8 protein-coding genes are annotated in these 19,380 nt (G+C 72.5%); 6 read left to right on the forward strand and 2 right to left on the reverse strand.

What is annotated here, in order from left to right:
- From ACRYCC_RS41500 to ACRYCC_RS41510, 3 genes are all read left to right on the forward strand, one after another.
- Positions 1–723, forward strand: a 723-nt coding sequence (locus tag ACRYCC_RS41500; RefSeq protein ID WP_433819613.1) for an endo alpha-1,4 polygalactosaminidase, incomplete at its 5' end; no start/stop codon positions are given.
- A gap of 744 nt (positions 724–1,467) precedes the next feature.
- A complete protein-coding gene (locus ACRYCC_RS41505; protein ID WP_433819614.1) occupies positions 1,468–2,175 on the forward strand; it encodes an RlpA-like double-psi beta-barrel domain-containing protein in 708 nt (235 codons plus the stop codon).
- A 355-nt stretch (positions 2,176–2,530) separates the two neighbouring features.
- Positions 2,531–12,589, forward strand: coding sequence for an amino acid adenylation domain-containing protein (locus tag ACRYCC_RS41510; protein ID WP_433819615.1), 10,059 nt, complete (start codon positions 2,531–2,533; stop codon positions 12,587–12,589).
- A 4-nt stretch (positions 12,590–12,593) separates the two neighbouring features.
- On the opposite strand, the gene ACRYCC_RS41515 is transcribed toward ACRYCC_RS41510, so the two are convergent.
- Complete coding sequence (locus ACRYCC_RS41515; protein ID WP_433819616.1) at positions 12,594–14,237, reverse strand: PucR family transcriptional regulator; 1,644 nt, start codon at positions 14,235–14,237, stop codon at positions 12,594–12,596.
- 160 nt (positions 14,238–14,397) lie between these two features.
- Here ACRYCC_RS41515 and ACRYCC_RS41520 point away from each other — a divergent pair, with 160 nt between their 5' ends.
- The 3 genes from ACRYCC_RS41520 (at position 14,398) to ACRYCC_RS41530 (ending at position 17,655) form a co-directional block, all read left to right on the forward strand.
- Entirely contained in the window at positions 14,398–14,673 is a 276-nt protein-coding gene (locus ACRYCC_RS41520) for a 4a-hydroxytetrahydrobiopterin dehydratase (protein WP_433819617.1), read from the forward strand.
- 169 nt (positions 14,674–14,842) lie between these two features.
- Positions 14,843–16,153 carry an aspartate aminotransferase family protein gene (locus tag ACRYCC_RS41525; protein WP_433819618.1) on the forward strand — a complete coding sequence of 437 codons (1,311 nt, stop codon included), beginning with the start codon at positions 14,843–14,845 and terminating at the stop codon, positions 16,151–16,153.
- A complete protein-coding gene (locus ACRYCC_RS41530) occupies positions 16,150–17,655 on the forward strand; it encodes a CoA-acylating methylmalonate-semialdehyde dehydrogenase (protein ID WP_433819619.1) in 1,506 nt (501 codons plus the stop codon). The genes ACRYCC_RS41525 and ACRYCC_RS41530 overlap by 4 nt, the downstream gene beginning before the upstream one ends.
- On the opposite strand, the gene ACRYCC_RS41535 is transcribed toward ACRYCC_RS41530, so the two are convergent.
- Positions 17,591–19,195: a phospholipid carrier-dependent glycosyltransferase gene (locus ACRYCC_RS41535; protein ID WP_433819620.1), complete on the reverse strand. Its 1,605-nt coding sequence runs from the start codon at positions 19,193–19,195 to the stop codon at positions 17,591–17,593. The genes ACRYCC_RS41530 and ACRYCC_RS41535 overlap by 65 nt on opposite strands.
- Between the last annotated feature and the right edge of the window lie 185 nt (positions 19,196–19,380).

The raw sequence follows: 19,380 nt of genomic DNA on the forward strand, positions 1-19,380 counted from the left end.
CCGGCCACGGCGGCCGGCGACCGGGCCCGCTGGTCGCCGCGGCCGGGCCATGCCTGGCAGTGGCAGCTCACCACCCCGGTCGACCTGCGGCCCGACGTGCCCGTCTACGACATCGACGGTTTCGAGAACAGCGCCTCGGTGGTCGCCGAGCTGCACCGCCTGCGGCGCCGGGTCATCTGTTACGTCAACGCCGGCGCCGCCGAGAGCTTCCGCCCGGACCACGGCGCCTTTCCGCCGGCGGTCCTGGGCCGGGCGGACGGCTGGCCGGGGGAGCGCTGGCTGGACATCCGGCGGATCGACGTGCTGGGCCCGATCATGGCCAGGCGGTTCGACATGTGCCGGGCCAAGGGCTTCGACGCCGTCGAGCCCGATCTGGTCGAGGCCTATCCGGAGCGGACCGGCTTCCCCCTCACCGCCGCCGACCAGCTTCGCTACAACCGGTACCTCGCCCGGCTCGCCCACGACCGGGGGTTGTCGGTGGGGCTGAAGAACGATCTGGGGCAGGCCGGCGAACTGGTGGGGGACTTCGACTTCGCGGTCGTCGAGGAGTGCGCGCAGTATCACGAGTGCCGGCGGGCGCTGCCCTTCGTCAGGGCCGGCAAGGCCGTGCTGCACGTGGAGTACGCGGTGCCCAACGCCGTTTTCTGTGCCGAGGTGAAAGGGCTCGGGTTCAGCTCGATGCGCAAGCGCCTCGCCCTGGACGCGCCCCGCCGGCCCTGCTGAGTCGCCTTCTCCCCATCGCCGGCCGCACCGCTTCGGCTTCTTCGGCTTCGCGCCTCCGCCGGGCCGCCTCGACCATTGAGCCGCCTTTACCGCTGCGGCGCCTCTGCCGTCCCAGCGGTCCCTGTGGCCCCGCCCGAGTCGCCGCGCCTGGGCGGCGGAACGCGTCGAGACCCGGCCCGGGTGCCCGGAACCACCGGCCTCCCGGCGGGCCCGCACAGGCTCCTGACAGACCTCCGTCAGGCGTCATAACCCGTTCCGTGTAAGGGATGGCGCAGGATACCCCAGGTGGCGGCGCTGCCCGGCTCGGTCTCTGACCGAAAAAGATCTACCTTTGTCAAGTCCACTTTTACGTACTTTGCCGTTAATGTGCCTGTACTCGACCAGTACATCACCAACCCCTCAACTCCATTGCTTTCGCAAGACTGTCGCTCTTCGCAGACGTGGCGAAGAGGTTCGGCCTCGTCGGAGAAGCCCGGTAGCTCCGGGCGGTGACGACCAGGTCAGCGAGTCAGATCTCTCGCGAAGGGGCCACGGACCCCAGCTTTCGGCCGCACGAAAGACCGTGACCCATTCCCCTTCCGGGATGTCGGAAAAGCGATCCCGAAATCGCGCTCAGGCAGTCTCCCATGTCCTCTCATGAGGCAGCTCCGACCCTTTTGCAAGACGGGTGCGAAGCAGCTGTGTCATGCCCAAATAGACGGGAACTCCATGGAGAACCGAGCGACCAAGATAATCCTGGCAGGCGTGGCTGCGATCGCCGTGACCACTAGTGTCTCGGCCGTCATCGGCGCCTACCAGGACGATGCCTCGCTCACCCCCGCGCGGAACGTCTCCGGCCGGCAGAACCCGGCGGCCCCCACCGCCGCTGCCGCCCGCACCGCCCCCCAGAACGCGGACCGCGCCCCCCAGAGCACCACCCCCCAGCAGGACGCGCAGAACCAGGAGAGCGTGCACCCCGCGAAGGAGCAGGCCGCGAGCAAGCAGACGGCCGGCGAGCAGACGGCCGACGAAGAGGCGGGCAAGCAGGCCGCGGGCAAGCAGGCGGCGAGTAAGCAGGCGGCCGAGAAGGCGGCCCGGAAGCCGGCGAAGAAGCCCCTGCCGTCCGGAACCGCCACGGCCACCTCGTTCTGGGACGCGGCCACGGCTTCCGGCAGGCCCATGTCCTTCCGGACCCTCGCCAGCCCCTACTGGCCACTGGGCACCCGAGTGAAGATCACTTATGGGGGCAAGAGCACGATCGGCGTCGTCGACGACTTCGGGCCGGCCGAGTGGGCCGTCGCCCAGCACGACATCCCCGCGATCCTCGACCTGTCCGAGAAGATGATGGCGTTCTTCACCGGTGTCCGGTCCAACACCGTGCACGCCCGCTTCCAGGTGCTGTCGTTCGGCCATGGCCGCTCCTACCGGTCGTCCGGTACCGGCTACCGTCTCGCCTACGGCACCGGCAAGTGACCGCGCGGGGCCCGGCCCCCGGCCCCGCGACCGCGGTGACCACTCGTCCGTGACGGGTCGCCCGCCCGCACCGGCGCGGGCGGCCCGGCGGACGACGCTCCGGCTCGGGGGGTCCGGGCTCCAGGGTGTACGGCGGCGCCGGACCGTACTACGGTCTGGGCCCATAACCCGTCGTATCCGAGCACGCTTCCTCGGGCCTTACTCAGTTCGGTGACAAAGAAGCGGCGCGAATTCGTCCTCTGGCGTATGTCTAATAGAGGACGATTCCTTCCGCTTGCACCCCACATGCCCGGCTGATTCACTTGCCTCTCTTGAGGCGCGGGGTCTTGCAGTGCTGCATCGGGTGGGGTCTTCCATGTCTGACATCGAGAACGAGCGCCGGCCTCTCACGGCCGCCCAGCTGAGTGTCTGGATGACCCAGCAGCTGGCCCCCGAGGCGCCGATCACCATCGGCCAGTACACCGAGATCAACGGCCCGGTCGACCTGGACCTGCTGGACTCGGTGGCCCGCCAGGTGGCCTCCGAAGTCGAGTCGATCAACGTCCGGTTCGGTGAGACCGGCGGGGTGCCCTGGCAGGCCCCCGGGCCGGCGCTGGAGCGGGAGATCCCCGTCATCGACGTCAGTGCGGAGAGCGACCCCCGGGCCGCGGCCGAGGCATGGATGTGGGACGACCTCACCACCCCGATCGACCTGCTCCACGACCCCGTCTTCACCTACCAGGTGTTCACGGCCGGACCCGGGCGTCTGTTCGCCTACGTGCGCAGCCATCACATCGCGCTGGACGGCGTCTGCGGGTCGATGATCATGAAGCGGGTGGCCGAGGTCTACACGGCGCGGGCACGGGGTGAGGAGCCCGCCGGGGACATGGGCTCGGTGGACCTGCTGGCCGAGCAGGACGCCGCCTATCGCGCGTCCCAGCGGTTCCAGCAGGATCGCGAGTACTGGACCCGGAGGTTCGCCGAACCGCCGGAGGTCACCAGTCTGTCCGGGCGGACGGCGCCGCCGTCGGCCCGCTACCTGCGCGAGACCCGCACGCTGCCACCGGAGCCGACCGAGCGGCTGACCGCGGCCGCCCGGAGACTGTCCACCAACGCGGCCGGGCTGGTGATCGCCGCGTCCGCCGCCTACACGGCCCGGCTGACCGGCAACCCCGACGTCGCCCTGGGCATGGCGGTGACCGGGCGGACCACCGCGGCCGCGCGCAGGACCCCGGCGATGATGGCGAACGTGCTCCCGCTCCGGTTCGACCTGCGGCCCGGCACGACGGCCTCCGACCTCGTACGCCAGGTCACCGCGGAGGCCGGCGGGCTACTGCGGCGGCAGCGTTACCGTCTGGAGGACCTGCGCCGGGACCTGCAGCTCACCGGTGACGAGCGACGGCTGTACGGCCCGATCATCAACATCATGCAGTTCGACCACACGGTCGACTTCGACGGCAGTACCGGCATCCTGCACGGACTGTCGACGGGCCCGATCGAGGACCTGGCCATCAACGTCTACGACGGCTGGGGCGGGCGCGGCCTGCGCATCGACTTCGACGCCAACCCCGCGCTCTACACGCCCGGGGAACTCGCCGCGCTGCACCGCCGATTCGTGGCCTTCCTGGAGGCGATCGCCGAGGCGGACCCCGACCTTCCGCTCGCCCGGATTCCCGTGCTCGGCGACGACGAGCGTCAGCGGCTGCTGATCGACTGGAACGCCACCGGCCGCGACGCCGCCTCCCCGGCTCCCCTCGGGCCGGCTGCGTTCTTCGAGGCACAGGCCGCCCTGCGGCCGGACGCCCCGGCGGTCGTGGACGGCGGGGCGACGGCGCATCCGACGGCGCATCCCGCAGTGATCACAGGGTCGCCCGGCGGAGGACCCGATGACTTCGGACCGGATGACCTCGGCCGGGTCTGGTCCTACGGCGAGGTCAACGGGCGCGCCAACCGGCTGGCCCGTCACCTGGTGACGTTGGGCGTGGGCCCCGAGTCGATCGTGGCCCTGGCGCTGCCCAGGTCGATCGAGCTGATCGTGGCCGTGCTGGCGGTGGGCAAGGCCGGCGGCGCCTACCTGCCGCTGGATCCGGACTATCCGGCGGACCGGCTCTCCTTCATGCTGGACGACGCCCGCCCGGTCCTCGGCCTCACCACGTCCGCCCAATCCGTATCGGAGCGCCCGGCGGGATCCGGGATCCGGGGGGACTGGCTGCTGCTGGACGATCCCGGCACCGCCGCCGCGTGCGCGCCGTACTCTCCGGACGACCTGACCGACGCGGACCGACGCGGGCCGCTGCTGCCCGGCCACCCGGCGTACCTGATCTACACCTCGGGCTCCACCGGGCGGCCCAAGGGCGTCGTCGTCACGCACACCGGCATCGCGGCCCTGGCCGCGACCGAGGTGGCGCGGTACGGGGTCGAGCCGGACAGCCGGACCCTGCAGTTCTCCTCACCCAGCTTCGATGCCTCGGTGCTGGAGCTGCTGATGGCCTTCCCGGCCGGTGCCGCCATGGTGGTCGCCCCACCGGGGGTATACGGCGGCGACCAGCTGGCCGGTCTGCTCCGCGAGCACGGGGTCACGCACGCGTTCGTCACCCCGGCGGCGCTGGCCGGCGTGCCTGCCGAGGGGCTGGAGCGGCTGCGGACCGTCGTCGTGGGCGGTGACACCTGCCCGCCCGAGCTGGTGGCACGCTGGGCCCCCGGCCGCCGCATGATCAACGCCTACGGGCCCACCGAGATCACGGTCGCCGCCACCATGAGCGATCCGCTCCGGACGGGATCCGAGGCGCCCGGGACGCCGACCATCGGGCGGCCGATCGAGGGCACTCGCGTCTACGTCCTCGACGCCGGGCTGCAGCCGGTGCCGCCCGGCGTCGCGGGCGAGCTGTACGTCGCCGGGGCCGGCGTGGCCCGTGGCTACCTCGGCCGTCCCGGGCTCACCGCGGAGCGCTTCGTGGCGTGCCCGTTCGGTGCCCCCGGCGAGCGCATGTACCGCACCGGGGACCTGGTGCGGTGGCGGACGGACGGGACGCTCGACTATCTGGGCCGGGCCGACCACCAGGTGAAGGTACGCGGCTTCCGCATCGAGCCGGGCGAGATCGAGTCGGCGCTGTCCCGCCACGGATCGGTCGCCCAGGTCGCGGTGGTGCCGCACGAGTCGGACGCCGGAGACGTGCGCCTGGTCGCCTACGTCGTGCCGGCCGGGGAGCCCCGGTCTGGGGAGCCGGCGCGGGACCTCGTGCGGGAGCTGCGGAGGTTCGCCGGGGAGACGCTGCCCGGGTACATGGTGCCGGCGGCGGTCGTGCTGCTCGGCGGCCTGCCGGTCAACCGCAGCGGCAAGCTCGACCGCACCGCCCTTCCCGCCCCCGACTTCGCCGCGGCGGCGACCGGCAGGGCAGCCCGGACGCCCCGCGAGGAGGCGCTCTGCGGGCTGTTCGCGGAGGTGCTCGGGCTGCCGCGGGCCGGCGTCGACGACAACTTCTTCGACCTCGGCGGCGACAGCATCATCGCGATGCGGCTGGTCTCCCTGGCCCGCGCCGCCGGGCTGGTCCTCACGGTGCGTGAGGTGTTCCAGCACCAGACGGTGGCCGCGCTGGCCGAGGCGGCCGTCGCGGCCAGCGCGGACGCGGAGCCGGAACCCGCCGCGCGGGCCGCCCTTCCCCTGCTCCGGCTGGAGGACGGGGTCCGTGCCGAGCTCGAGCGCGACCATCCCGGCCTGACGGAGGTCTGGCCGCTGGCGCCGCTCCAGGAAGGCCTGTTCTTCCACGCGCTGCTCGACACCGACGGCGCCGACGTCTACACCCCTCAGCTGGTCCTCGACCTGGTCGGCGCGCTGGACGTCGGGGCGCTGCGGGCGTCGATCCGCGACCTGTTCGCCCGGCATCCGGGCCTGCGGGCCGGGTTCGTGGCCACCGCCGACGGACAGCTCGTCCAGGTCGTACGGGACACCGTGGAACCGGAGTGGACGGCGCTCGACCTGTCCGGTGCCTCCGATGACGAGGTCCGGGCGGCGATGGCCGCCCAGCGGGCCCGCCGGTTCGACCTGGGCCGTCCGCCGCTGCTGCGCTTCGCCCTGCTCACCCTCGGCACGGTCGACGAGGGAGCACTGGCACGGGACACGGCGGCGCCCGGTCCGGAGGGCGGCGGGCGGTACCGGCTGCTGATGACCAACCACCACATCGTGCTGGACGGCTGGTCCATGCCGGTGCTGGCCGCCGAGCTGCTCGCCCTGTACGCCCTGCACACGGACGGCGGCGACGCCTCCGGGCCGCCCCCCGTGCCGTCCTACCGGGAGCACCTGGCCTGGCTGGCCCGCCAGGACGCCGGCGCCGCCCGTACGGCGTGGGCCGAGTCGCTGGCCGGCGGCTCCGGCGGGACACTGGTCGCACCCCAGGCCGCGGACCGGCCGCCGGTGCTGCCGGAAGAGGTGAGTGCCGAGCTGCCGCGCGAACTCACCGGCGCGTTCCTGGAGCGGGCACGGCGCGGAGCCGTGACGCCGAACACCCTCGTGCAGGCCCTCTGGGGCCTGCTGCTGGGCCGGTTGCTGGACCGCGACGACGTGGTGTTCGGCGCCACCGTGTCGGGCCGCCCGCCGGAGCTCCCCGGCGCCGACCGGATGATCGGGCTGTTCATCAACACCGTGCCGGTACGGGTGCGGCTGGAACCCACCGAGACCCTGGCCGATCTGCCGGCCCGCCTGCAGGACGAGCAGGCCCGGTTGTTCGCCCACCACCACCTGGGGCTGCGCGACATCCAGCGGCTCGCCGGGGGCGGCGCGCTCTTCGACACGATGACGGTGTACGAGAACTTCCCCCTGGACGCCGCGCTGCTGGAGTCGTCGGTGCACGGGGTCCGGCTCGCGGGCGCCGAGGTCGCCGACGCCACGCACTACCCGCTGGAGCTGCAGATCCTGCCCGGCGACGAGCTGGGACTGCGGCTGCGCTACCGCCCCGACCTGTTCGAGCGGGAGCCCGTGGAACGCCTCCTGGCGATGCTGGTCTCGCTGGCGGAGACCCTGGTCGCGGACCCGGACCGGCTCGTCGGCCACGTGTCGGTGCCCGGGGCGGCCGAGCTGGGCCGGCTGCTGGACGTCCCCCCGGCCGGACCGCCGCCGGCCGGACCGGACCGCCTCGTCGCCTACGTCGTCCCGTCGGCGGGGCAGACCGTCGACGTCGCCGAACTGCGCCGGTTCGTCGCCGAGTCGCTGCCCCCCGCCATGGTGCCGGCCGTGATGATGGTGCTGGCGGAGCTGCCGCTGACGGCCAACGGCAAGGTGGACACCAGGGCGCTGCCGGCTCCCGGCCCGCCGGACGAGACCGCGTCCTACCGGGCGCCCCGCACCCCGCAGGAGGAGATCCTGTGCGCGCTGTTCGCCGAGCTCCTCGGCGTGCCGCGGGTCGGGATCGACGACGGCTTCTTCGACCTCGGCGGTGACTCGCTGCGGGCCATGCGCCTGGTGTCGCGGGTCCGGTCCGCCCTGAGCGCCGAACTGCCGATCCGGGCGCTCTTCGAGGATCCGACGGTCGCCGGGCTGGCACGGCGGATCGCCCTGCGGGCCGGGGAGGGGGTGCGGCCCGCGCTGGTGCCGATGGCCCGCCCGGAGCCCCTTCCGCTGTCGTACGCGCAGCAGCGGCTGTGGTTCCTGAACCGGCTGGAGGGCCCGTCGGCGACGTACAACATGCCGATCGCGCTGCGGATCTCGGGGTCGCTGGACGTGACGGCCCTGCAGGCGGCGCTCGGCGATGTGGTGGAGCGCCACGAGGCGCTGCGGACGGTCTTTCCCGACAGTGACGGTGTCCCGCGCCAGGTGGTGCTGGACGCGGTGGCGGCCCGCCCCGAGGTACGGATCCACGACGTGGACGCGCCGGGGCTGCCGTCCGAGCTGGCCGCGGCCGCCGGGTACGGGTTCGACATCTCGGTGGAGCCGCCGTCGCGCGCCCACCTGTTCCGGCTCGCCGCCGACGAGCACGTGGTGCTGCTGCTGATGCACCACGTCGCGGGTGACGGGTGGTCGATGGCGCCGCTGGCCCGGGATCTGATCGAGGCCTACGCGGCTCGTACGGCCGGTGCGGCGCCCGGCTGGGCGGCGTTGCCGGTGCAGTACGCGGACTACGCGCTGTGGCAGCGGGAGCTGCTGGGTTCGGAGGAGGACCCGGAGAGCCTGGTCTCGCGGCAGCTCGCGTTCTGGACGGACGCTCTCGCGGGACTGCCCGACCAGCTGGAGCTGCCCACCGACCGCCCGCGCCCGCTGGAGGCGTCCTACCGGGGCGGCACGGTGCGGTTCACCTTGGACGCCGGAGTGCGCGCCGGCCTGGAGGCGCTGGCCCGGGAGTGCGGAGCGAGCGTGTTCATGGTCGTGCAGGCCGTGTACGCGGCGCTGCTGACGCGTCTCGGTGCGGGCACCGATGTGCCGGTGGGTTCGCCGATCGCGGGTCGTACGGATGAGGCGCTCGACGATCTGGTGGGGATGTTCGTCAACACGCTGGTGTTGCGGACGGACACGTCGGGGGATCCGTCGCTGCGGGAGCTGGTGTCGCGGGTGCGGGAGACGGACCTTGCGGCGTTCGCGCACCAGGACGTGCCGTTCGAGCGGCTGGTGGAGGTGCTCAACCCGGCCCGGTCGATGTCGCGGCATCCGTTGTTCCAGGTCGGGCTGGCGTTCCAGAACAATCCTGAGGCGCGGGTGGAGCTGGCGGGGTTCACCGCGGAGGTGGAGCCGTTGCACGCGGGGGTCGCCAAGTTCGATTTGCTGATGGTGCTGACCGAGCTGGACGGTGGCTTCGCGGGGGAGCTGGAGTTCGCGCTGGACCTGTTCGATCCGGCGACGGCGGAGTCGATCGTGGGGCGGTTCGAGCGGTTGCTGCGCGGGCTGCTGGCCGACCCCGGCGCGCCCATCGGCGCCGCTCCCCTCCTGGACGCGTCCGAGCGGCGGACCATCCTGCGGGAGTGGGCCCGCGGCGGGGCGCCCGCCGGTCCCGGCGCCTGGGACGCCGACGCCGATGTTGACGTTGACGTCGTCCTCGGGGGCACCCTGGCCTCCGCCGGTGCGGGGCTGCCCGGGGCCACGATTCCGGCGGCGTTCGAGGTGCGGGCGGCGCGGTGCCCGGATGCGGTGGCGGTGACGTTCGAGGGTGTGTCGCTCACCTACGGGGAGTTGAACGCGTCGGCGAATCGGCTGGCCCGGCTGCTGGTGGAGCGGGGTGCGGGTCCGGAGCGGTTCGTGGCGTTGGCGTTGCCGCGGTCGGCGGACCTGGTGACGGCGATCCTGGCGGTGCTCAAGACCGGTGCGGCGTATGTGCCGATCGACCCGGACTACCCGGCGGAGCGGATCGCGTACATGCTGGCGGACTCGGAGCCGGCGCTCGCGGTCACCGTGTCCGGCGCCGGGCGGGCGCTGCCGGCGGAGCTGCCCAGGATCGAGCTGGACCTCGCCGCCGGTGCCCTGGCGGGCCATCCCGGCACCGACCTCACCGACGCCGACCGGGCGGCTCCGTTGCTGCCGGGGCACCCGGCGTATGTGATCTACACCTCGGGTTCCACCGGCCGTCCGAAGGGTGTGGTGGTTCCGCACGCGAACGTGATGCGGTTGATGGATTCGACCGATCACTGGTTCGGTTTCGGTGACCGGGATGTGTGGACGTTGTTCCACTCCTACGCGTTCGACTTCTCGGTGTGGGAGTTGTGGGGCCCGTTGCTGTACGGCGGCCGGCTGGTCGTCGTGCCGTATGCCGTCTCCCGGTCGCCGGGGGACTTCCTGGCTCTGCTGGAGGCGGAGCGGGTGACGGTGCTGAACCAGACGCCGTCGGCGTTCTACCAGCTGATGGCCGCCGATCGGGAGGGTCCCGGCCGGGAGCTGGCGTTGCGGTACGTGGTCTTCGGCGGCGAGGCGCTCGAGCCGGGCCGGCTGGGTGACTGGTTCTCCCGGCATGCCGATGACGCTCCGGTGCTGGTGAACATGTACGGGATCACCGAGACCACCGTGCACGTCTCGCACCTGGCGCTGGACGAGGTGTCGTGTGTGGGGGCGCCGGGCAGTGTGATCGGGAGGCCGATCCCGGATCTGCGGGCCTATGTGCTCGATGCCCGGTTGCAGCCGGTGCCGCCCGGGGTGGTGGGGGAGTTGTACGTCGCGGGGGCGGGTCTGGCGCGGGGTTATCTGAACCGGCCGGGGTTGTCGGCCGAGCGGTTCGTCGCCGACCCGTTCGGTGTGCCCGGGACTCGGATGTACCGGTCGGGGGATCTGGCGCGCTGGCGCGTGGACGGGTCATTGGAGTATCTCGGCCGGGTCGACCAGCAGGTGCAGTTGCGCGGGTTCCGGATCGAGCTGGGTGAGATCGAGGCGGTGCTGGCCCGGCACGAGGGTGTGGCGGAGGTCGCGGTGCTCGCCCGCGAGGACCGCCCGGGAGACAGGAGACTCATCGGCTACGTCGTCCCCCGCAGACCACGGGACCGCGCCGAGGCCGTAGAGGACGCCGACGGCCCGGCCGGTGGCCTGGTGGACGGGGGCGAACTGCGCCGGTTCGTGGCGGAGAGCCTGCCGGACCACATGGTGCCGGCGGCGGTGGTGTTCGTGGACGCCCTGCCGCTGACGGCCAACGGCAAACTCGACCGCGCCAAGCTGCCCGCACCCGACTTCTCCGCCGCCGTCACCGGCCGCGCACCGCGCACCGAACGGGAGGAGACCCTGGCGGGGCTGTTCGCCGAGGTGTTGGGCCTGGAGCGGGTCGGGGCCGACGACGGGTTCTTCGACCTGGGCGGCGACTCCATCATCGCGATCCAGCTGGTGTCCCGGGCCCGGCAGAGCGGGCTGGTGATCACGGCACGGGAGGTGTTCCAGCACCAGACCGTGGCCGAACTCGCCGCCATCGCGCAGACCGCCGGGGAGACCGGCGCCGTGGAGACCGAGCCACCCGGCACGGGCGTAGGGCCGATCCCGCTCACCCCGATCATGGGATGGCTGCGCGAGCGCACCGAGCAGGCCGGCGACGCCGTCGACGGGTTCCACCAGAGCACGCTGCTGCGGGTGCCCGCCGGCCTGGGCGTCGAGCGCCTGACCGACGCGCTGCAGGCCGTAGTGGACCATCACGACGTCCTGCGGCTGCGGCTGGACCGCGAAGGCGGGCAGTGGCGGCCGTCCGTCCAGCCGCCCGCCTCCGTGCGGGCCGCCGAACTGGTGCGCCGCGTCGACGTGGCGGGCCTGGACGACGACGGCCTCGCCATGGTGATCGAAGAACAGGCCGTGGCCGCCCGCGACCGCCTCGCCCCGGAGCGGGGGGTCATGGTGCAGGTCGTCTGGCTGGACGCCGGGCCGGAACCCGCGGCCGGGCCCGGCCCCCAGGGGGAACCCCGGGGCCGGTTGCTGCTCACTCTTCATCATCTGGTGGTGGACGGGGTCTCCTGGCGGATCCTGCTGCCCGACCTGGTCACCGCGTGGGCGAGCATCGCCACCGCGCAACCGGCCGGCCTCGCCCCGGTGCCGACCTCGTACCGGCGCTGGGCGCAGCGTCTCGTCGCCGAGGCGTCCGCGCCCGGCCGCACCGCCGAGCTCGACCTGTGGACCGGCATCCTGGACGGGCCCAACCCCAGGATCGGCCGGCGGTCGCTGGACCCGGAGACCGACACGGCGGAGCGGGCCCGTACCCTCCGGCTCACCCTGCCCTCCACCGTCACCGGGCCGCTGCTCACGACCGTCCCGGGCGCCTTCCACGCGCGGGTCAACGACGTGCTGCTCACCGGGCTGGCGCTGGCCGCCGCGGGCTGGCGCAGGCGGCGCGGCGGCCGGGGCACCGGTGTGCTGGTCGACCTGGAGGGCCACGGGCGGGCGGAGATCGCCCCCGGCGTGGACCTGTCCCGGACGGCCGGCTGGTTCACCAGCATTCACCCCGTACGGCTCGACCCGGGACCGGCGGACTGGAGCGAGATCCGCTCCGGTGGCGAGGCCGTCGGCACCGCCATCAAGAAGATCAAGGAGCAGCTCAGGGACATCCCCGACGACGGGATCGGCTACGGACTGCTCCGGTACCTCAACCCGGCGACCGCCCGGGAGCTGGAGGATCTGCCGCGCCCGCAGATCGCCTTCAACTACCTGGGCAGGGTGGCGGCCACCGGGGGAGAGTGGAGTCTCGCCCCGGAGACGCTGCCCGGTGGTGAGGACCCGCGGATGCCGATGGCCCATGTGCTGGAGATCAACGCGGTCACCCACGACCGGCCGGAGGGCCCCGAGCTGGGCGTCGCCTGGACCTGGCCGGACGGGGTGCTGACCGGCGAGGACGTACGGGACCTGGCGGAGGCCTGGTTCGAGGCGCTCGCCGGGCTGGTCGCGCACGTCGAGGGGGGAGCCGAGGACACCGGCGGCTTCACCCCCTCCGACCTCCTCGTCTCGCTCGACCAGAGCGAGATCGACAAGCTCCAGGCGGCCTGGCGGACCAAGAACTGACCCCTCAGGGGCCCTCGCTGCGGACGGAGTCCAGGGCGAGCAGGGCGACGTGCAGGGACGCGCAGGACTCGACGTCGTCGAGGTCGGCGTCGAGGACCCGCTCGATCCGGCGCAGCCGCTCGTAGAACGCGGGCCGGGACAGATGGGCCTGCTGGGCGGCCACCGCCTTGTTGCGCCCGGTCTCGAGATAGAGGGAGAGGATCCGGGTGAGGTCCCCGGCGCGCTGGGCGTCGTGCTCCAGCAGCGGGCCGAGCTCGCGCTCGACGAAGGTCTGCAGGCGCGCGTCGTCGCGCAGCAGGTGCAGCAGACCCCGCAGCCGCAGGTCGGGCAGCCGGTAGAACAGGCGGTCCCCGCCCCCGCGGGCGGCGACGTCGGCCACCTGCTCGGCCTCGAGGAACGACCGGCGCACGTCCCGGATCGACTCCACCACCGACCCCGCCGCCATGACCGAGGTGTCGTCGCACTGCTTGCGCAGGTGCTTGGCCACCTCGGTGAGGGAGTGCTCGGCGTCGGCCCGCGCGGGAAGGGAGGCCAGCACGCCGACCCGGGCCTGCGGGGTGCCCTCGTCGAGCACGCCGACCAGCGCGGCGAGGTTGGCCTCCTTGCACGCCGCGGAGGTCGCCTCCGCCAGCTCGGCGAGCCCTTCCGGCAGCGGGCCCGCGGCCGGCGGCGCGTAGCCGCGGGGCTGCAGGTGGCTGCGCGGGCGCACCACCACCCCTACCAGCCGCCGGCCCGACAGCGGCACCCCGAGCGCCCGGGCCCGGGCCGCCGCCTCCTGCGGGTCGGAGTAGGCGTGGGCGAGGATGCCGCTGATGATCGTGCCGTGTGCCTGGCGCTCCAGGCCCTCCGCGTGCCGGTCCAGCAGCCGTCCCAGCGCCAGCGTGGTGGCCGCGCGCTCGATGAGCACGATCTCGCGGGACGTGGGCTCGGCCAGCCCCGTGATGATGAGCCGGCCCCAGTCCTCGCCCCGGGCGCCGACGGTCGTGACCAGCCAGCCGGAGGCCTCGTCGTGGGCGGTGAGCTGCTCCGGCCGCCCCGCCCGGGACCGGGTCTCCCACATGGACAGCAGCTCCGCCGGGCTGGTCCCGGCCGCGTCGGCGGCGAGCACCTGGTGGGCGAGGTTCTCCAGCACGACCGGCCGGGCGGCGATGGCCGCGACCTGGCGGATCACCTCGCCGGGCGGGGCGCCCTCCACCGACAGCTGGGTGAAGATCTCGTGCAGCTCCTCCGAGGCCCGCAGCTCGACCATCTGCTCCTCGAGGATGCGGGCGTGCACCGACTCGGTGACGTCGACGAAGACCGTCTCGCGGGCCAGCACGACCACGGGCAGCCCGTGCGCCTCGGCGGCCGTGATCAGCGCGGGCGGCAGCTCCCCGACGTAGCGGCGGCCCAGCTCGATCACCAGCCCGCTGATCCCGACCTGGGCGAGCTCGTCGACGTAGGCGCGCAGCCGGGCGGGCTCCTCGGGCAGCGCGATGCCGGTGGTGAGGACCAGCTCGCCGCCGCGCAGCAGGTGCGCGATGTCGGCCACCTCCGCGACGTGCACCCAGCGGACCCGGGCGTCAAGGTGCTCCGCACCGGCGACCACCCGTGGCTGACCACGCCGCACCGGGTCGAGCTGGAGCACGTCCGCGAGAGTGGGAAGCATTTGAACCGATCCTATGCCATCACACTGTCACGCATGAGCGTTGGCCCTTTACATTGTGCTCAGCGGTGTCCGGCCACGGGTCTCGGGCCCGGCGGTGCGCCGCCTCGACGGGACTCCCGGCGCGGGAGAGGCTGGGGAGACCCCTGCCGAAGGAGACGTCATGGCACTGCTCGACGAAGAGACGATCATCCGGGAGCTCGCGGCGACGCCGGGCTGGGAACGGGCCGAGGACTCCATCGTGGCCACGGTCACGCTCGCGGACTTCAAGGGCGCGGTGGCCTTCGTCGACCGGCTCGCGGAGGTCGCCGAGGCCGCCGACCACCACCCCGACATCACCATCCAGTGGAACAAGGTCATCCTCACCCTGTCGACCCACTCCGCCGGCGGCCTGACCGCGAAGGACTTCGACCTGGCCCGGCAGATCAACGCCCTCTGACCCGGGCCGGAGCGGCGATTCGACCCGTACGGGCGGTCCCGCCTGCGCACCGACCGGGGCGGCAGGGTCCGGCACCCCCGTGGATCATCCGGCACTGTGTCATGGATCCGGGGACGGAACCGACACGGTGTACCTGGTGGAGCGGACCGGAGACGGGAAGACTTGGCGTATGTCGGACCTTCTCGCACGCCACCGCGCAGTCATCCCCAACTGGGTGGCGCTTTACTATGACGAGCCCATCGAGATCGTGAGCGGCCGGGGCAACCGCGTGACGGACGCCGGGGGCAACACCTACCTCGACTTCTTCGCGGGCATCCTCACCAACATGATCGGGTATGACGTCCCCGAGGTGCGGGAGGCCGTCGAACGGCAGCTCGCCACCGGTGTCGTGCACACCTCCACGGTGTACCTCCTCCGCGGCCAGATCGAGCTGGCCGAGAAGATCGCGAAGCTGTCCGGGATCAAGGACGCCAAGGTCTTCTTCACCAACTCCGGCACCGAGGCCAACGAGACGGCCCTGCTGCTGGCGACCTACGCGCGCAAGACCGACCAGGTGCTCGCCATGCGGCAGAGCTACCACGGCCGGTCCTTCGGCGCCATTTCGGTGACGAGCAACCGCAGCTGGAAGAACAACTCGCTGTCGCCGCTCAACGTGCACTTCCTGCACGGGGCGGACCGCCATCTGCCGCAGTTCGCGCGGCTGTCGGACTCCGACTACATCAAGGTCTGCGTCGAGGACCTGCGGCACGTGCTGGCCACCGTCACCGGCGGTGACGTGGCGGCCCTGATCGCCGAGCCGATCCAGGGCGTCGGCGGCTTCACGATGGCGCCCGACGGGCTGTTCGCCGCCTACAAGGACGTCCTCGACGAGAACGGCATCCTGTTCATCTCCGACGAGGTGCAGACCGGCTGGGGCCGCACCGGCCAGAGCTTCTTCGGCATCCAGAACCACGGCATGACGCCGGACATGATGACCTTCGCCAAGGGCCTGGGCAACGGCTTCGCGGTCGGCGGCGTCGTCGCCCGGGGCGACCTGATGGACGCCCTGCACGCGGTCGGCCTGGCCACCTTCGGGGGTAACCCGATCTCCATGGCGGCGGCCAACGCCACCCTGGACTACGTCCTCGACCACGACCTGCAGGCCAACGCCGCCAGGACCGGCACGCTGATCATCAACGGCCTGCGCGAGGCCGCCGGCCGGTTGCCGATCGTCGGCGACGTGCGCGGCAAGGGCCTGATGTTCGCCGTCGAGCTGGTCGATCCGGCCACCGGCGCGCCGAGCCCCGCCCTCGCCACCCGGATGATGGAGGAGACCAGGAAGCGCGGTCTGCTCGGCGGCAAGGGCGGCCTGTACGGCAACGTCATGCGGATGGCCCCGCCGCTCACCCTGACCGAGGCGGAGGCCAAGGAAGGGCTCGACATCCTGGTCGACGCGCTGGAGGCCATCAGCGAGGCGGCCGCGGCGGAGGCGGGCGCATGAGCACCGGCAAGCACATCACGCACTGGATCAACGGCAAGCCGCACGACGGGCAGGCGGAGCGGCAGGGCGACATCTACGACCCCTCGACCGGCCAGATCACCGGCCGGGTCGACTTCGCGGCCCCCGCCGAGGTGGACGCCGTGGTCGCCGCGGCCAAGGCCGCCTTCCCCGGATGGCGGGACACCTCGCTCTCCAGGCGGGCCGCCATCCTGTTCCGCTTCCGGGAGCTGCTCAACACCCACAAGGGCGAGATCGCCAAGCTCATCAGCGCGGAGCACGGCAAGGTCGAGTCGGACGCCGCCGGCGAGGTGGCCCGCGGCCTGGAGGTCGCGGAGTTCGCCTGCGGCATCCCGCACCTGCTCAAGGGCGGCTTCTCCGAGAACGTCTCCTCCAAGGTCGACGCCTACTCGATCCTGCAGCCGCTCGGCGTCGTCGCCGGCATCACCCCGTTCAACTTCCCGGCCATGGTGCCGATGTGGATGTTCCCGGTGGCGATCGCCTGCGGCAACACCTTCGTGCTGAAGCCGTCCGAGAAGGACCCGTCCGCGTCGATGCGGATCGCCGAGCTGTGGGCGGAGGCGGGCCTGCCCGAGGGCGTGTTCAACGTCCTGCACGGCGACAAGGTCGCCGTCGACGGGCTGCTGGAGCACCCGGACGTCAAGGCCGTCAGCTTCGTCGGCTCGACGCCGATCGCCCGCCACATCTACGAGACCGCGGCCCGCCACGGCAAGCGCGTGCAGGCACTCGGCGGCGCCAAGAACCACATGGTCGTGCTGCCCGACGCCGATCTCGACCTGGCCGCAGACGCCGCCGTGAACGCGGGCTTCGGCTCCGCCGGGGAACGCTGCATGGCCATCTCGGTGCTCGTCGCGGTCGAGCCGGTCGCCGACGAGCTCCTGGAGAAGATCAAGGAGCGGGTCGCCGGGCTGACGATCGGCCCCGGCCACGACGAGCGGTCCGACATGGGCCCGCTGGTGACCCGGGCGCACCGCGACAAGGTCGTGTCCTACCTCGACAGCGGGGTCGCCCAGGGCGCCACCCTGGCCATCGACGGCCGGCGTACCCCGGTCCTCGGCGGAGGCGGTGACGGCTTCTGGCTGGGGCCGACCGTCCTCGACCGGGTGACGGCGGAGATGGACTGCTACCGGGACGAGATCTTCGGCCCGGTGCTGTCGGTGGTCCGCGTCGGCTCCTACGACGAGGCCATGGCGCTCCTCGACGCCAACCCCTACGGCAACGGAACCGCCATCTTCACCAACGACGGCGGCGCCGCCCGGCGTTTCCAGAACGAGGTCGAGGTCGGCATGGTCGGCATCAACGTGCCGATCCCGGTGCCGATGGCCTACTACTCCTTCGGGGGCTGGAAGGCGTCGCTGTTCGGCGACAGCCACGCGCACGGCATGGAGGGCGTGCACTTCTACACGCGTACGAAGGCCGTCACGGCGCGCTGGCTCGACCCGAGTCACGGCGGAGTGAACCTCGGCTTCCCCACCAACGGCTGATCGCCCTCGCCACCTCGCGGCCCCGCCGGACCTGCTCCGGCGGGGCCGCCTCGTCTTCGGCGTCCGCCCCGGCCTCCGGCTCCGGGTCCGGCTCCGGGTCCGGGGCCGCAGGGGCGGTACGCCGTCGCGGGGCCAGCGCGAGTCCCGCGGCCAGGCAGGTGAACGGGACCACCGGCAGCACGTAGCGGTAGTCGAAGTCGGCCACCGCGATGGGGAAGACCAGCAGCGCCACAGAGGCCGACCAGGCCGTCAGCACCGCCCCCCGATGCGCCCGGCCGGCCCGCCGGAACAATCCCGCCGCGCCGACGACGAAGAGCAGGCCGAGCACCGGGCCGGGCAGGAAGGCTCGCGACTGGTAGGCCCGCAGGAAACCGGCCCACGGCTCCACCACCCGGGACGGGTTCTGCCGTCCGTAGGCATGGGCGGCGTCCCCGGGCAGCTGGCCGGTCAGCAGCCGGTTCGGCGGGAACCGGTGCGGTCGGCCGGGGAAGTGGTAGAGCGCCTCGGTGGAGGGGTTCGGATACCGCAACCGGTGCGGCCCGACGGCCATCCCGATCCCCGCGGCCACGGAGGAGAGATAGTCGGCGGGCTGGGACTCGATCGCGTGGATCGAGAACGAGCGCAGCAGGCGGTTGTTGTCCGGGGTGATCGGCCCGCCCGGCAGCCGTCGTGGCGGAGCCTCCTTGCGCCAGATGATCGTGCCGGGGGCCTCCCGGCCGTCCGCCGGGCCCTTCAGGCACAGGCCGCGCTCCTCCGGCGGGAGGTCGAGCTTCTCGCAGGTGGCGAACGTGGTGGTGCGGCCCCACAGATAGAGGCCGTCGGCGCTGGTGAGACCGTAGCCGCCCTGGTGGGCGTGGAACCACATCGCGTATCCGGCCAGGGGGAGCACGCAGCCCGCGGTGGCGGCGGCACAGGCCCGCCAGCCCACCTGCCGCACGACCAGGCACCCCAAGAGGACCGGCAGCGCGCCCGCGCCCGCCGAGCGCACCAGCACCGCCCAGCCGAGCAGCAGCCCGGCGGTGAGCCCGGCGGCCGACGCGGACCAGGCGGGCCGGCGGCCGGTCCAGAGCATGAGGGTCATCGCGCTCATGATGAGGAAGGTGAAGAGGGTCTCGGCCATCAGCAACTGCTCGAGCTCGATCTGGTACGCGTCGTACAGCACCGGGACGGTCAGTGCGGCGGCCGCCCAGCGCGGCAGCCGGGCCCTGCGCAGCAGCGCATAGATCATCACGGCGATGGCCAGGCCCATCAGATGCTGCACCGCCGCCACCAGGGTCAAGCTGTGGAACGGCTGCAGCAGCTTCAGCAGAAAGGGATAGCCCATCGTCTTGCTCGGCGACGGGGTCAGGCGCAGCGTGCGGGTGAGGTAAAGGTAGGAGTCACCGGTGAACCACAGAATCGGGGGAAAGCCGAGCATCGCCAGCACCCGGAGTACGGCTCCGCCGGTCACCAGCAGTACGAACCCGGCATTGCGCCACAAGAGGCTTCCCAGGCCGTGGGCGTGCGGGAACGGGACGCGGACGATCGGGAGGGTGCTCACCGGCCGCCACGTTAGGGACCCGGGGTGACGGGCGGGTGAACGGGGAATGACGGGGCGTGCTGAGCCGCTGCTCAACCGGCCCGCCATTTTCTGCTGTCAAGCGGTCCTTCCCGTTAATTTCCTTCGCTCTCTATCCGACAAATGATAGCTACGACTCTTGACCCCATCTGTGTCGCGCGACACAA

It is taken from the genome of Actinomadura scrupuli, from assembly GCF_050971785.1.
Taxonomy (GTDB): Bacteria; Actinomycetota; Actinomycetes; order Streptosporangiales; family Streptosporangiaceae; genus Actinomadura_E; species Actinomadura_E scrupuli.